This window comes from Acidovorax sp. A79 (assembly GCF_041154505.1).
Classification (GTDB): domain Bacteria; phylum Pseudomonadota; class Gammaproteobacteria; order Burkholderiales; family Burkholderiaceae_C; genus Acidovorax.
In genome coordinates, this window is record NZ_AP028672.1 from 5,451,989 (window position 1) to 5,466,037 (window position 14,049).

The 14,049-nt window shown below is 67.4% G+C and carries 12 protein-coding genes; 8 read left to right on the forward strand and 4 right to left on the reverse strand.

The features are described from left to right. Nucleotides 1-125: 125 nt before the first annotated feature. Nucleotides 126-1,214: a mechanosensitive ion channel family protein gene (locus tag ACAM51_RS25190; protein ID WP_369642242.1), complete on the reverse strand. Its 1,089-nt coding sequence runs from the start codon at nucleotides 1,212-1,214 to the stop codon at nucleotides 126-128. Between the two features lie 289 nt (nucleotides 1,215-1,503). Here ACAM51_RS25190 and phaR point away from each other — a divergent pair, with 289 nt between their 5' ends. Continuing rightward, nucleotides 1,504-2,037, forward strand: coding sequence for a polyhydroxyalkanoate synthesis repressor PhaR (gene phaR / locus ACAM51_RS25195; RefSeq protein WP_218294234.1), 534 nt, complete (start codon nucleotides 1,504-1,506; stop codon nucleotides 2,035-2,037). 143 nt (nucleotides 2,038-2,180) lie between these two features. Further along, entirely contained in the window at nucleotides 2,181-3,572 is a 1,392-nt protein-coding gene (rimO, locus tag ACAM51_RS25200) for a 30S ribosomal protein S12 methylthiotransferase RimO (RefSeq protein ID WP_218294235.1), read from the forward strand. 179 nt (nucleotides 3,573-3,751) lie between these two features. Here the strand turns inward: rimO and efp are convergent, their stop codons facing one another. The 3 genes from efp to ACAM51_RS25215 form a co-directional block, all read right to left on the reverse strand. Next, on the reverse strand, nucleotides 3,752-4,306 hold the full coding sequence (efp, locus tag ACAM51_RS25205) for an elongation factor P (protein WP_057223504.1): 555 nt from the start codon (nucleotides 4,304-4,306) through the stop codon (nucleotides 3,752-3,754). Between the two features lie 155 nt (nucleotides 4,307-4,461). Next, the gene (earP, locus tag ACAM51_RS25210) at nucleotides 4,462-5,616 is read right to left on the reverse strand and encodes an elongation factor P maturation arginine rhamnosyltransferase EarP (RefSeq protein ID WP_369642243.1); all 1,155 of its coding nucleotides are present in this window, start codon (nucleotides 5,614-5,616) and stop codon (nucleotides 4,462-4,464) included. Continuing rightward, complete coding sequence (locus ACAM51_RS25215) at nucleotides 5,613-6,518, reverse strand: LysR family transcriptional regulator (protein ID WP_218294237.1); 906 nt, start codon at nucleotides 6,516-6,518, stop codon at nucleotides 5,613-5,615. Before ACAM51_RS25215 ends, earP begins: the two co-directional genes overlap by 4 nt. Nucleotides 6,519-6,650: 132 nt before the next feature. Between ACAM51_RS25215 and ACAM51_RS25220 the strand changes: the two genes are divergently transcribed. The 6 genes from ACAM51_RS25220 to pgsA all read left to right on the forward strand — a co-directional run bounded on the left by ACAM51_RS25220 (nucleotide 6,651) and on the right by pgsA (nucleotide 13,673). Beyond that, on the forward strand, nucleotides 6,651-7,856 hold the full coding sequence (locus ACAM51_RS25220; protein WP_369642244.1) for a CaiB/BaiF CoA transferase family protein: 1,206 nt from the start codon (nucleotides 6,651-6,653) through the stop codon (nucleotides 7,854-7,856). Further along, nucleotides 7,853-8,833, forward strand: coding sequence for a hydroxymethylglutaryl-CoA lyase (locus ACAM51_RS25225; protein ID WP_369642245.1), 981 nt, complete (start codon nucleotides 7,853-7,855; stop codon nucleotides 8,831-8,833). The genes ACAM51_RS25220 and ACAM51_RS25225 overlap by 4 nt, the downstream gene beginning before the upstream one ends. A gap of 47 nt (nucleotides 8,834-8,880) precedes the next feature. After that, complete coding sequence (locus ACAM51_RS25230; RefSeq protein ID WP_369642246.1) at nucleotides 8,881-9,861, forward strand: Bug family tripartite tricarboxylate transporter substrate binding protein; 981 nt, start codon at nucleotides 8,881-8,883, stop codon at nucleotides 9,859-9,861. A gap of 82 nt (nucleotides 9,862-9,943) precedes the next feature. Then, entirely contained in the window at nucleotides 9,944-10,924 is a 981-nt protein-coding gene (locus tag ACAM51_RS25235) for a tripartite tricarboxylate transporter substrate binding protein (protein ID WP_218294241.1), read from the forward strand. A gap of 112 nt (nucleotides 10,925-11,036) precedes the next feature. Next, the gene (uvrC, locus tag ACAM51_RS25240) at nucleotides 11,037-13,046 is read left to right on the forward strand and encodes an excinuclease ABC subunit UvrC (RefSeq protein ID WP_218338932.1); all 2,010 of its coding nucleotides are present in this window, start codon (nucleotides 11,037-11,039) and stop codon (nucleotides 13,044-13,046) included. A gap of 60 nt (nucleotides 13,047-13,106) precedes the next feature. After that, complete coding sequence (gene pgsA, locus ACAM51_RS25245) at nucleotides 13,107-13,673, forward strand: CDP-diacylglycerol--glycerol-3-phosphate 3-phosphatidyltransferase (RefSeq protein ID WP_218294243.1); 567 nt, start codon at nucleotides 13,107-13,109, stop codon at nucleotides 13,671-13,673. Nucleotides 13,674-14,049: the final 376 nt, after the last annotated feature.

The following is a 14,049-nucleotide window of genomic DNA, read 5'->3' on the forward strand; positions in this document are numbered from 1 at the left end:
TTGCTTTTTTTCATGCGAGAGTTCGGCCCGCCTGGTGCGGGCTTTTTTTTGCCTGGGCTGGGGGCCGCCCCACGTGCGCCGCGCGCCTGCCCCGGGGGTGCAACGCCTGCCACTGCGGGCAGGCGTCAGCCCACGCCCGGAGCGGGTGAGGCGGCACCTGCGGGCACCAGGGGGCTGCCTTGCCCGTGCAGGCGCACCTGTGGGAGGCAGTCGGGATGCTCGCGCTGGATGAAGGTCACCAGTGCCTCGCGCACGCGGCACCGCAGGTCGAAGGCCAGGCCCGAAGAGCGCGCGGAAACCAGCACGCGCATCTGGAGGGTGCGCTCGGTCACGTCGGTCAACTGAAGAATGCCGACGCGCCGGTCCCATTCGGGGGCCGCCTCCAGCACGCGCTGCAATTCGGCGCGCAGGGGATCGAGCGGCAGGCGGTAGTCGGCGAAGAGGAACACGGTGCCCAGAATCTCCGAGCTGGTGCGCGTCCAGTTCTGGAACGGGTGTTCGATGAACCACTGCAGCGGAATGATCAGGCGCCGCTCGTCCCAGATGCGCAACACCACATAGGTGCCGGTGATCTCTTCCACGCGGCCCCATTCGCCCTCGATGATGAGCACGTCGTCGATGCGAAGCGGCTGGGCCAGCGCGATCTGCAGGCCCGCGATCATGTTGCTGAACACCGGGCGCGCTGCGATGCCGGCGACGATGCCCACCACGCCGGCCGATGCCAGCAGGCTGGCGCCCACCTGCCGCGCCCCTGGAAAGGTCATGAGCATGAGGGCCACGCCGGCCATCACCACGCCGGTCATCGCGGTGCGAGACAACACGTGTGCCTGCGTGGCGATGCGCCGCGCCGTGAGGTTGTCCTCCACGTCCGCGGGATGCTGCGCGATGACGCCATTGGCAAGTCCGCCAATGGCCGCGATCAGCAGCCAGCACGCTCCGCCGATCACCAGCAGGCCGTTGAGATGCCGCACGCTGCCGATGTACCTCAAGTCGTCGCTGGCCGCCTGCCAGACGAGCTGGAGCGCGATCAGCGGCAGCAGAACCCGCATGACGGGAATGCAGGCGATGACCACCGCGCGCACTACCGGAACCGGGGCCGTGGCACGGCGCAGCACCACCGCGGCGATGCGGTGGGCCATGGCGGCGACGGCCACGGCCAGGAGGGCGGCGAGGGCGGTGGCAGACCAGGGAGACAGGTGAAGTCCTTCGGGCATGGCAGGGCAGGGTGGGGCGAGGCCGCGAACGGCAGATGGGCGGGAACAGCGACTCTCGCATCGGCACCGGGCGCTGTCTGTCGGACGGGGCGCCGCGCCTGTTCGCCGTGCATGCGCGTGGGCCCCGCCATGGGCTGGTCGGCAGGCGGGCGCACAACCCGTTGCAGGCGCCCCTGCGGCAGCGGTGGACAAGTTGCCATCAGGGTATTCCTTTGCAATTGCCGGGGCTCTCCCTCCCTAGAATGTGTTGCACTGCAATACATGGGTTTCCGAGCCCGAGGAGTTCGTTGTGTCCGAACAGAAAAGTGCCGCGTCCAAATCGGCCCAGCGCGTGATCAAGAAATACCCCAACCGTCGTCTGTACGACACGGATACCTCCACCTACATCACGCTGGCCGAAGTGCGCCATCTGGTGATGGACCACCAGAGCGTGGTGGTGCGCGACGCCAAGACGGGCGAGGACCTCACGCGCAGCATCCTGCTGCAGATCATCCTGGAGGAGGAGGCCGGCGGCGCCCCCATGTTCACCGAGGCCGTGCTGGCCAACATCATCCGTTTCTATGGCCATGCCATGCAGGGCTTCATGGGGGCCTACCTGGAGAAGAACGTCCAGGCTTTCACCGACATCCAGGCCAAGCTGGCCGAGCAGTCGCAAAGCGTGACCCCGGAGATGTGGGCGCAGTTCATGAGCCTGCAGTCGCCCATGCTCAAGGGCATGATGGGCAACTACGTGGAGCAGTCGCAGTCCATGCTCACGCAGATGCAGGAGCAGATGCAAAAGCAGACGGAGCAGATGCTGGGCGCCTTCGGCATCAAAAGGTAAGCCCCTGAGCCACTGGCGACGCGGGTTCCACGGCGTCCGCTGGTCCCGGGCGCGCCGGTTTCACGGGTTGCCGGGCACGGCAAGCGTTCGGGAAATGGGCAATCCCACCCTGTTGCACGCCGGAACTGGGACAATACGGGGATATGAGCGAAGTACTGTCCCCCACGAAAACACCCAAAGTCGGTTTTGTGAGCCTTGGCTGCCCCAAGGCCCTCACGGATTCCGAACTGATCCTCACGCAGCTGAGCGCCGAGGGTTACGAAACCTCCAAGACCTTCCACGGGGCTGACCTCGTCATCGTCAACACCTGCGGCTTCATCGACGATGCCGTGAAGGAAAGCCTGGACACGATTGGCGAGGCCCTGGCCGAGAACGGCCGGGTGATCGTCACCGGCTGCCTGGGCGCGCGCGCGGGCGAGGATGGCGGCAACATGGTGCGCCAGATGCACCCCAGCGTGCTGGCCGTGACCGGCCCGCACGCCACGCAGGAGGTGATGGACGCTGTCCACCTGAACCTGCCCAAGCCGCACGACCCCTTCATCGACCTGGTGCCCGGCAACTTCGGCATCGCGGGCATCAAGCTCACGCCCAAGCACTACGCCTACCTCAAGATCAGCGAGGGCTGCAACCACCGCTGCACCTTCTGCATCATCCCCTCGATGCGCGGCGACCTGGTGTCGCGCCCCATCGGCGACGTGCTGAGCGAGGCCAAGGCCCTGTTCGAGGGCGGCGTGAAGGAGCTCTTGGTGATCAGCCAGGACACGTCTGCCTACGGCGTGGACGTGAAGTACCGCACCGGCTTCTGGGACGGCAAGCCCGTCAAGACCCGCATGCTGGAGCTGGTGCAGACCCTGGGCGAGATCGCCGAGCCTTACGGCGCCTGGGTGCGGCTGCACTATGTGTACCCCTACCCGAGCGTGGACGAGGTGCTGCCGCTCATGGCCACGGGCAAGGTGCTGCCGTACCTGGACGTGCCGCTGCAGCACAGCCACCCCGATGTCCTGAAGCGCATGAAGCGCCCGGCCAGCGGCGAGCGCAACCTGGAGCGCATCCAGCGCTGGCGCGAGGTGTGCCCGGAGCTGGTCATCCGCAGCACCTTCATCGCCGGCTTCCCCGGTGAGACGGAAGAAGAGTTCGCGCACCTGCTGGACTTCGTGCGCGAGGCGCAGATCGACCGCGCGGGCTGCTTTGCCTACAGCGACGTGAACGGCGCCGCCGCCAACGAACTGCCCGGCATGCTGCCCATGGAAGTGCGCGAGGAACGCCGCGCCCGCTTCATGGCCGTGGCCGAAGAGGTCTCCATCGCCCGCCTGCAGCGCCGTGTGGGCGCCACCATGCAGGTGCTGGTCGACTCCGCCCCGGGCCTGGGCCGCAAGGGCGGCGTGGGCCGCACCTACGCCGATGCGCCCGAGATCGACGGCACGGTGCAGCTACTGCCGCCCGAGAAGATCAGCAAGACCATGAAGGTGGGCGAGTTCACCAGGGCGCGCATCGTGGGCGTGCGCGGGCACGACCTGGTGGCGCAGCCTATCTGAATGGGTGATTGAAAAAAGTGAGCTGCCAGCGCTGGTGTGTAGAGGGTTTCAAGGTGTTTTCTCCTGGAAACCTATAGGCAGCAGGCGGCGGCAGCTCATTTTTTGATAGAGCCGTGGGGCAGGACCCCATGAAAAAAGGCTTCCCGAGGGAAGCCTTTTTGCTGGGTGCCACACGATGTTTACACGCGCTTGCGGTATTCGCCGGTGCGGGTGTCGATTTCGATCTTGTCGCCTTGCGAGACGAACAGGGGCACGGGCACTTCGAAGCCGGTGGCGATCTTGGCGGGCTTGAGCACCTTGCCGGACGTGTCGCCCTTGACGGCGGGCTCGGTCCAGGTGATTTCGCGCTCGACGCTGGTGGGCAGTTCGACCGAGATGGCCTTGCCGTCGTAGAACACCACTTCCAGGGACATGCCGTCTTCCAGGTAGTTCAGTGCGTCGCCCATGTTTTCGGCTTCGACTTCGTACTGGTTGAACTCGGTGTCCATGCAGACATACATGGGGTCGGCGAAGTAGGAGTAGGTGCACTCCTTCTTGTCCAGGATCACGTTGTCGATCTTGTCGTCGGCCTTGAACACGTTTTCGGTGCCGAAGTTGCCGATCAGGCTCTTGAGCTTCATGCGCACGGTGGCGGCACCGCGGCCGCCGCGGGCGTATTCGGTCTTCAGGACCACCATGGGGTCCTTGCCGTGCATGATGACGTTGCCGGCGCGGATTTCTTGAGCGATTTTCATAGCAAGTTGCTTGGGTTGGGGCCGCTCAACGCGCGGGCCGGCAAATTCGCTGGGTGGACCAGCTGGTTTTGCCCTGCCGATGCATGTTCCGCGGCGGGAATGCGCCAGGGCTGGACACCGGTGTGCCGCCCCTGTTTTGCGCAAAGCCCTGGATTTTACCGTTTTTCAGCGACAAAGCCCAAAAGCTGTGCGACGAGATTGTCCTGCGTCAGCAGCCGTGCACGGGCCGCCTGGATGCACGCGGTCCATTCCGCCAGGGTGGCGTCATCGGGCCACTGCAGCGCAGCCTGGTCCAGTCCGTTCCAGGTGGCATGAAACCGCCGCAGCGAAGGCGGCGCCTGCAGCCAGTCCAGGAACGCCCGCAGCTTGTCGTGGTGTGCGTTGTCGTGCTGGGGATAGATCTGCCAGACCAGCGCCTGCCCGGCCCAGAGTGCGCGCACCAGCGAGTCCTCGCCCCGCACGGCGTTGAAGTCGCAGGCCCACAGCATCTCGTCGAAGGCGGGCTGGGGCCGGTGGGGCAGGTATGAAATGGAGAGCTGCTCGCGCTTGTCGGACAAGGGCTGGCGGTCAATTTGGCTCGTCGTCTTGGCGCTGTCTTCCGCCAGCGCTGCCCGCACGGCGGCGGTGGGGCGACCGGGTGTGACGAGCAACTGCGTGGGCTGTGCCTGGCTGTGGCGCAGCAGCTCAGGCAGGGCGGCGGGTTCGTAGCAGAACAGCGAAACCCAGCGCTGCTCTGGGCCGCCATGGCCCAGGCCGAACGCAGACGCGTGCCGTGCACGCCAGGCGCTGCGGTCAAACGCCACGCGCCGTGCCATCAGGCCGGGCTCGCGCAGCAGCCCGCCCGTGCCGGGGGTGAAGCCGGGATAGAAGAACCAGCGTGTCCAGCCGGCAGCGGGGCCGGACGAGAGGAGCGAGGAGAGCCTGTGATGGCGCTCCACATAGCTTTCAGCCGACAGGTATTCCAGATTGATCCAGACCGGTTTTGGGTGCTTTGGGCTCATGGCGCTTGCCTGGCAAGCGCTGTAAGCTATGAATTCAGGAGCAATATCGCAACCGAACGCTTCCACCATCACATCGGGCGGCGGCTCGCCGGGGCCGGGCGGTGGCGAGCCCCAGGCGCGCAGCTCCACGCCGGGGCAGCCTGTGGGAGCCATCCATTGCAGGGCCGAGGCGTCGTCCACCCACAGCCGAACGCGGTGGCCCAGGCCGGCCAGCTGCGCCACCAGGCGCCAGCACACGCCAATGTCGCCAAAGTTGTCGATCACGCGGCAGAACACGTCCCACTGCAGGGGGGCGGAAGACTGGGTCATGGGGCGGGGGTGGATGGCGGGGGGCTGCGCAGGTGATCGACCAGCAGCCGGGCGACGCTGGAGAGCGCCTCTTCCGAGCGCACGCACAGCGCCAGCCGCCGGTGCGCCCAGGGCTCGTTCAGCGTGAGGGTGCGCACGGCCAGCTTGCCTTGGTACAGCGCGGCGCTGCCGCGCGGCATCACGCCCACGCCCAGGCCGGCGTTGACCATGAGGCACAGCGCGTCGTAGCTGGTCACCTGGATGCGCAGGCGCAGGGGCAACCCCGCCGCGGAGGCCGCCCGGGCCAACTGGTTGTTGATGGCGCTGTTGGGGTGGGCACCCACGAAGTCGAACGGGAGGGCATCGGCCAGCCGCACCGCCTTGCGGCGCGCCAGCGCGTGGCCGGTGGGAACCACCAGCACCAGTTCGTCGGTGCGGTAGGGCAGCAGCGTCACGCGCTCGCCGTAGTGGCCTTCGTTGAGGATGCCCACGTCGGCCGCGTTCTCGGCCACGGAATGGGCGATGGCACTGCTGATCTGCTCCTGCAGGCGCACATCCACCTGCGGGTGCAGCGCCATGAAGCTCTGCAGCTCGGCCGGCAGGAACTGCGTGATGGCCGAGATGTTGGCCACCACGCGCACATGGCCGCGCACGCCCGTGCCGTAGTCATGCATCTGCGTGGCAATGCCGTCCAGGTCGTTGAGCACGCCCCGTGCCATGTTCAGCAGCGCGAACGCGGCGGCGGTGGGCTCGGTGCCCTTGTTGCTGCGGGTGAACAGCTCCACGCGCAGGGCCGCCTCCAGGTCGGCCAGGCGGCGGCTCACGGCCGAGGCGGCCAGGTGCTCGCGCGCGGCGGCGGCGGCGATGGTGTTTTCTTCCATCACGGCCACGAACAGGCGCAGGGAGACGGGGTCGAGTTTCATGGACCGTGGATGGTACCCCGCCATGCTGGTTTGCGATGGCAGCTTCGTGCTTGAGCGATTTACGGCGCCGCGCGTGCTGCGCATGATTCGCGCACACCGGCCCGGAGCGAGGCCGCAGGAGAATGTATTTCCATGGATTCCGTTGCTTCCCCCGCCGCGCTGCAAGGCGTGCGCGTCATCGAAATGGGCCAGCTCATCGCCGGGCCCTTCTGCGGCAAGACGCTGGGCGAGTTCGGCGCCGATGTGATCAAGATCGAGGCCCCCGAGACAGGCGACCCCCTGCGCAACTGGCGCCTCATCAAGGAAGGCACCTCCGTCTGGTGGCAGGTGCAGTCGCGCAACAAGCGCTCGGTGGCGCTGGACCTGCGCCAGAAGGAAGGCCAGGACATCGCCCGCCAGCTCATCGCCGAGGCGGACGTGCTCGTCGAGAACTTCCGCCCCGGCACGCTCGAAGGCTGGGGCATGTCGCCCCAGGAGCTGCACGCGCTCAACCCCGGCCTGGTCATGCTGCGCATTTCGGGCTACGGCCAGACGGGGCCGTACCGCGACCTGCCCGGTTTTGGCGCCATTGGCGAGGCCATGGGCGGCCTGCGCCACCTCACGGGCGAGCCCGGCCGCGTGCCGGTGCGCGTGGGCGTGTCGATCGGCGACACGCTGGCGGCGCTGCACGGCACCATCGGCGTGCTCACGGCGCTGTACCACCGCAAGGTCAACGGCGGCAAAGGCCAGGTGATCGACGTGGCGCTGCACGAGGCGGTGTTCAACGTGATGGAAAGCCTGATCCCCGAATACAGCGCCTTCGGTGCCGTGCGCGAGGCCGCGGGCAGTGCGCTGCCGGGCATCGCGCCGTCCAACGCCTACCCCTGTACCGACGGCTGGGTGCTGGTGGCGGGCAATGGCGACAGCATCTTCAAGCGCCTGATGGACGCGATTGGTCGGCCCGACCTGGGCGCCGCGCCCGACCTGGCCAACAACACCGGCCGCGTGGCCCGCGTGGAAGAAATCGACGCCGCCATCGGCGCCTGGAGCGCGCAGCGCACGGTGCAGCAGGTGCTGGACGCCCTGGGCGCTGCCCGCGTGCCCGCCGGCAAGGTCTACACCGCCAAGGACATTGCGCAAGACCCGCACTACCGCGCCCGCGACATGCTGCTCACGCAACAGACGCGCGACGGCTACAGCGTGGAGGTGCCCGGCATCGTACCCAAGCTCTCGGCCACGCCGGGCAGCATCCGCAGCAGCGCTCCGCACCTGGGCGACGACACCGATGCGGTGCTGGCCGAGGCAGGCCTCACGGCCGAACAGATTGCGCTGCTGCGCAGCAAGGGGGTGATTCAATGAGTGCATCCAATACGGTGTGGCAGGGCGCAGGCCGCCGCATCCACATGCAGGAAGTCGGCCTGCGCGACGGCCTGCAGATGGAGAAGGCCTTTGTGCCCACGGCCGACAAGATCGCGCTGTGCAATGCGTTGTCGGCAGCGGGTCTGGCCAAGATCGAGGTGACTTCGTTCACATCGCCCACCGCCATTCCCGCGCTCAAGGATGCCGAGGTCGTGATGCGCGAGATCACGCGCCGCCCTGGCACGGTCTACACCGCGCTGGTGCCCAATCTGCGCGGTGCGGAGCGCGCCATCGAGTCGCGCACGGACGAGCTGAATCTCGTCATGTCGGTGAGTGCCACGCACAACCTGGCTAACCTGCGCATGACGCCGGAACAGTCGTTCGCGGCGCTGGCGCAGGTGGTGGCCCTGGCGCAGGGCGCCAACGTGGCGGTGAATGTGTCGCTGTCGTGTGTGTTTGGCTGCCCCATGGAAGGTGACGTGCCCCAGGCCGATGCGTTCGGCTGGGTGCAGCGTTTTGTGGATCGGGGCGTGCGTGGCATCACGCTGTGCGACACCACGGGCATGGCCTATCCCACGCAGGTGCACGAGCTCACGGCGGCGGCCCGCGCGCGCTGGCCGGGTGTGGAGTTCACCCTGCATTTCCACAACACGCGTGGCATGGGGCTGGCCAACGTGCTGGCGGCCATTGACGCGGGTGCGGACCGGTTCGATGCCTCGCTGGGCGGCCTGGGCGGCTGCCCCTATGCGCCGGGCGCCAGCGGCAATGTGTGCAGCGAGGAGATCGTGCATGCGCTGGCGCTGATGGGTTATGACACCGGGGTGGATCTGGCGCAACTCGTGGCGGTGGCGCGGCAACTGCCTGCGCTCATCGATCACGACATTCCCAGCCAGATCGCCAAGGCGGGTCCGCGCCTGGCGCTGCACCCGGTGCCTGCCGATTTCGAGGCGATCCGCGAAAGGGCGCTTGCCCGCTGAACACGGGCGAGCCCGCATTACCCCAATAACACGAGGAGACAAACGCCATGACATTTCACACCCCGCTGTCCCGCCGCATCTTTACCGCCGCCGTGCTGTGCTCCGCCGCCTTGGCCGCGGGCGCGCAGGACAAGTACCCCTCCAAGCCCATCACCGTGGTGGTGCCCCAGGCGGCGGGCGGCGCCAACGACGCCATTGCGCGCGTGGTGGCGCAAAAGCTCGGCGAGCAACTGGGCCAGAGCGTGATCGTGGACAACCGCCCCGGCGCGGGCGGCACGCTGGCCACGGGCGCCACGGCCCGTGCGCGCAACGATGGCTATACCTTGCTGCTCACGGCCGACAGCGCCCATGTGATCGGCCCCGCGCTGTACAAGAACCCGGGGTTCGATCCCGTCAAGGACTTCGCGCCCGTGGCGCCCGTGGCCACGGCGGGCTATGTGTTGGTGGCACACCCATCCTTCCCCGCCAGCACGGTGGCTGAAATGGTCGCATTGGCCAAGGCCAGCCCCGGCAAATATTCGATCGCCTCGGCCGGCAATGGCACGCTGAACCACCTGATCGGCGAGATGCTGCAGAAGGCCGCCGGCATCCAGCTGCAGCACATTCCCTACAAGGGCTCGGCGGCGGCGGCCACCGACGTGGTGGGCGGACAGGTGCCGCTGTCGGTGCAAAGCCTGCCGTCGGCCATTGCGTTCATCAAGGCGGGCAAGCTCAAGGTGCTGGGCGTGGTCAATGAAAAACGCGTGGCGGCCTTGCCGGATGCCCCCACCATTGGCGAAACCCTCAAGGGCTTTGGCCAGGCGCCCTGGTACGCGCTGTTTGCCCCGGCCGGCACGCCCGCGCCCATCGTGGCGCTGCTGCAGGCCGAGGTGACCCGCGCGCTGGAGCACAAGGACGTGGTGGACAAGCTGGCCACCGTGGGCTGCGAGCCCTTCAAGGGCACGGCGGCGCAGCTGGCCGCGCTGGTGCAATCCGATCTGCCCAAGTGGAGCCGTGTCGTCAAGGACACGGGGGCGACGGTCGATTGATGGGCGGCCGCCGCCCCTTTCGGCTTTTCACTTTTTTGGGGGTCAAACCCTTCGCAACAACGACAACGGAGACATCGCGTTCATGAACACAACCCGCAAACAATTCACCATCCTGGCCCTCGCGGCCCTGGGCACCTGCTGTGTTGGCAGCGTGGGGGCGCAGGGCGCTTACCCGTCCAGGAACGTGACCCTGGTGGTGCCCACCGCCGCCGGCGGCACCACGGACCTGTCGGCCCGCATGCTGGCGCAGGCGCTGGCGCCCGTGCTCGGCCAGTCGGTGGTGGTGGACAACAAGGGCGGCGGCAACGGCAACATCGCGGCATCCGCCGTGAAGCGCGCCGAGGCCGACGGCTACACGCTGCTGATGCAGTACTCCGGCTACCACGTGATCTCGCCCCACATCACCAGGCAAAAGCAGTGGGAGCAAGGCGACTTCCAACCCGTGGCCAACGTGATCTCGGCCCCGCAGATCATCGTGGTGCGCAACGACCTGCCCGTGAAGACGCTGGCCGAGCTCATCGCCTACGCCAAGGCCAACCCGGGCAAGCTCAACTACGCCTCGTCGGGCAATGGCTCGCTGCAGCATGTGACCGGCGCCATGCTGGAGCAGCAGGGCGGCGTGAAGATGGTGCACGTGCCCTACAAGGGCACGGGCCCCGCGCTGCAGGACCTGCTGGGCGGCCAGGTGGACCTGACCTTCGGCACCGCGCCCCCGTTCATGCCCCACATCGCCAGCGGCAAGCTGCGCGTGCTGGCCGTGACCGGCAAGCAGCGCCTGCCCAGCCTGCCCGACGTGCCCACCACCGCCGAGGCGGGCTACCCCAAGGTCGATGCCACCTCGTGGTTCGCGGTGTTCGCCCCGGCCGCCGTGCCCAAGGCCGTGGTGGACAAGCTCACGGCCGACATCCGCACCGTGGTGCAGAACCCGGCCTTCCAGCAGAAGGCCCAGGAGCAGGGCGCCACGGCCGACTACCAGTCGCCCCCGCAGCTGGGCGAGAAGGTCAAGGCCGACCTGGCCAACTGGGCCTCGGTGGTGAAGACCTCGAAGATCGAAGCGGAATAAGGATCAAATTGGCCTTCGGCGCTTGATTGAAAAGCGCCAGTAGCTATTATTTCTGTAGCATGCCGGGTGGAGGTGGCTGTGCGCTGTCCTGCGCGCAGCCACAATATGCGGCATGTCTGATGTGCATTCCGAAGAACTGCTGGCGCAGGTGGCTGCGCTGCCCGCGCTGCCCGGTGTCTACCGCTATTTCGACGCCCAGGGCGCGCTGCTGTATGTGGGCAAGGCGCGCCACCTCAAGCGCCGCGTCTCGAGCTACTTCACCAAGAACCATGGCGGCACGCGCATCGGCCACATGGTCGGCAAGATCGTGCGCATGGAGACCACGGTGGTGCGCTCCGAGGCCGAGGCGCTGCTGCTCGAAAACAACCTGATCAAGACGCTGAACCCCAAGTTCAACATCCTGTTCCGCGACGACAAGAGCTACCCCTATCTCAAGATCACCGGCACGCCGGGGGCTGCCGGGGCGGGCCGCGGGGATTCGCCCTCGCAGGTTTTTCCGCGCATGGCGTACTACCGGGGCGCCGTGGACAAGAAGCACCGCTACTTCGGCCCGTACCCCAGCGCCTGGGCGGTGAAGGAGTCCATCCAGCTGCTGCAGAAGGTGTTCCGCCTGCGCACCTGCGAGGACACGGTGTTCGCCAACCGCACGCGGCCCTGCCTGCTGTACCAGATCAAGCGCTGCACGGGGCCGTGTGTCAACCTGATATCGCCCGAAGCCTATGCCGCCGACGTTGCGCATGCCGAGGCCCTGCTGCGCGGCGAGACGCAGGAGGTGCTGCAGGCCATGGAGGCGCGCATGATGGCGCACTCCGGCCAGCTTGAGTTCGAGCAGGCCGCAGAGGTGCGCAACCAGATCCAGGCGCTGTCGCGCGTGCTGCACCAGCAGTCCATCGAGACCGCTCATGACAAGGACGTGGACATCCTGGCCGTGCGGGTGTTGGGCGGCCGTGCCTGCGTGAACCTGGCCATGGTGCGTGGCGGGCGGCATCTGGGCGACCGCCCGTACTTCCCCGTGCATGTGGAGGACGCCGCGGCCGTGTTCGAGGAAGAGGGGGGCGAAGGCGCCGACGACGCCACCCCCAACCGCGTCGCCCGCCGCGTGGAGGTGCTGGTGCTCGAGGCCTTCATTGCACAGCACTACATCGGCGTGCCCGTGCCCCCGGTACTCGTCACCAGCGAGCCGGTGGACAAGGCGCTGCTGGAAGCCCTGGGGGACCAGTGCGGCCTGCGCGTGACCGCCGTGCACCAGCCCCGCGAGCAGCGGCGCGCCTGGCTGGACATGGCGCAAAAGAACGCCGACCTGCAGCTGGCGCGCCTGCTGGCGGAAGAGGGCTCGCAGCAGGCGCGCACGCGCGCCCTGGCCGAAGCGCTGGACCTGCCGCCCGAGGACCTGGACCAGCTCACCATCGAGTGCTTCGACATCTCGCACACGGCCGGCGAGTCCACCCAGGCCTCGTGCGTGGTGTTCCACCACCACAAGATGCAGAGCAGCGAATACCGCCGCTACAAGATCGAAGGCATCACCGGAGGCGACGACTACGCCGCCATGCGGCAGGTGCTCACGCGCCGCTACAGCAAGGTGGCCGAAGCCGCGCGCGAGGCGGGGGGCATCGACTTTGCGGCCAACCCGGCGCCAGGGGCCGGCGAGCCCGTTCAGCCCCGGGGCGTGGCCCGCCTGCCCGATCTGGTGCTGATCGACGGCGGCAAGGGCCAGGTGGGCGTGGCGCGCGAGGTGTTCTCCGCGCTGGGGCTGGACCTTACCCGCATCGTGGGCGTGGAAAAAGGCGAAGGACGCAAGGTGGGGCTGGAGGAGCTGGTGTTCGCCGACGGGCGCGAGAAGGTCTACCTGGGCAAGGACTCGGCCGCGCTGATGCTGGTGGCCCAGATCCGCGACGAGGCCCACCGCTTCGCGATCACCGGCATGCGCGCGGCGCGCGCCAAGGTGCGCGTGGGCGGGGGCCAACTGGAGGAGATCGCCGGAGTGGGCCCCAAGAAGCGCGCCCGGCTGCTGCAGCGCTTTGGCGGTGTGCGGGGCGTGGCATCGGCCAGCGTGGAAGACCTGGCCACGGTGGACGGCATTTCGCGCGAGCTCGCCGAGGAAATCTACCGCGCATTGCGCTAGACGCCGTGCTGATCGCGGCGCACCCGGAGTTCCCGGTGCCGCCGTGACACAATCGCCGCCATGTTCTGGACTATCCCCACCTTGATGACCTGGACGCGCATCGTCGCGATACCTTTGATCGTGGGGGTGTTCTATGCGCCGCTGGACCCCGCCACGCGCAACCTGATCGCCACCGTGATGTTCGTGGTGTTTGCCGCCACCGACTGGCTGGACGGCTATCTGGCCCGCAAGCTGAACCAGACCTCGTCCTTTGGCGCCTTCCTGGATCCGGTGGCCGACAAGTTCCTGGTCTGCGCGTCGCTCCTGGTGCTGGTCCATCTGCAGCGCGCCGATGTATTCGTTGCGCTCATCATCATCGGGCGCGAGATCGCCATCTCGGCCTTGCGCGAGTGGATGGCGCAGATCGGCGCGAGCAAGAGCGTGGCCGTGCACATGATCGGCAAGGTCAAGACGACGGTGCAGATGATCGCCATCCCGTTCCTGCTGTACGACGGGCGTCTGTTCGGAATGATCGACACCGGGGTGTGGGGCACCTGGCTCATCTGGGCATCCGCCGTGCTCACGGTCTGGTCCATGGTCTACTACCTGCAAAAGGCATTGCCCGAGATCCGCGCGCGCGTGAAGTGACATGGAACCGTGGGCCGCAGGCGCCATGGGCTGGGCCAGGCCCGACTTTCCGCCCCCTTTCGGCGCGCGCCCTGGCCGGGGCGCCGACTCCCTGGGGGGCGGAGGCCGCGTACTTCTTGTCACCCCGCCGACGCCCTGCATTCCGGTGCTCGGCAACGTGTTTCAGCCCGCCGTGCAGTGCTGGAACTGGGGTGTCAATACGGAATGCTGCCCATACGGCATGTTTGAGACAAAAACGCCCCACAAGCCCTGTCGCAGCGTGAAATACGACTAGAATTCGACGCAACGCTGCTCCAAAGCAGCGTGTTGTATTGACACCCGGAAACTCGATGGCTTTAATCTGATGCAGCAGCCACTGCTGTGTATGCCAGTCATT

Excerpts from the sequence above, each read along its gene's own strand:
- pgsA (WP_218294243.1), top strand. The coding sequence starts at position 13,107 with ATGTTCTGGACTATCCCCACCTTGATGACCTGGACGCGCATCGTCGCG.
- ACAM51_RS25215 (WP_218294237.1), bottom strand. The coding sequence starts at position 6,518 with ATGAAACTCGACCCCGTCTCCCTGCGCCTGTTCGTGGCCGTGATGGAA.
- efp (WP_057223504.1), bottom strand. The coding sequence starts at position 4,306 with ATGAAAATCGCTCAAGAAATCCGCGCCGGCAACGTCATCATGCACGGC.
- earP (WP_369642243.1), bottom strand. The coding sequence starts at position 5,616 with ATGACCCAGTCTTCCGCCCCCCTGCAGTGGGACGTGTTCTGCCGCGTG.
- ACAM51_RS25220 (WP_369642244.1), top strand. The coding sequence starts at position 6,651 with ATGGATTCCGTTGCTTCCCCCGCCGCGCTGCAAGGCGTGCGCGTCATC.
- ACAM51_RS25225 (WP_369642245.1), top strand. The coding sequence starts at position 7,853 with ATGAGTGCATCCAATACGGTGTGGCAGGGCGCAGGCCGCCGCATCCAC.
- ACAM51_RS25230 (WP_369642246.1), top strand. The coding sequence starts at position 8,881 with ATGACATTTCACACCCCGCTGTCCCGCCGCATCTTTACCGCCGCCGTG.
- rimO (WP_218294235.1), top strand. The coding sequence starts at position 2,181 with ATGAGCGAAGTACTGTCCCCCACGAAAACACCCAAAGTCGGTTTTGTG.
- ACAM51_RS25190 (WP_369642242.1), bottom strand. The coding sequence starts at position 1,214 with ATGCCCGAAGGACTTCACCTGTCTCCCTGGTCTGCCACCGCCCTCGCC.
- uvrC (WP_218338932.1), top strand. The coding sequence starts at position 11,037 with ATGTCTGATGTGCATTCCGAAGAACTGCTGGCGCAGGTGGCTGCGCTG.
- ACAM51_RS25235 (WP_218294241.1), top strand. The coding sequence starts at position 9,944 with ATGAACACAACCCGCAAACAATTCACCATCCTGGCCCTCGCGGCCCTG.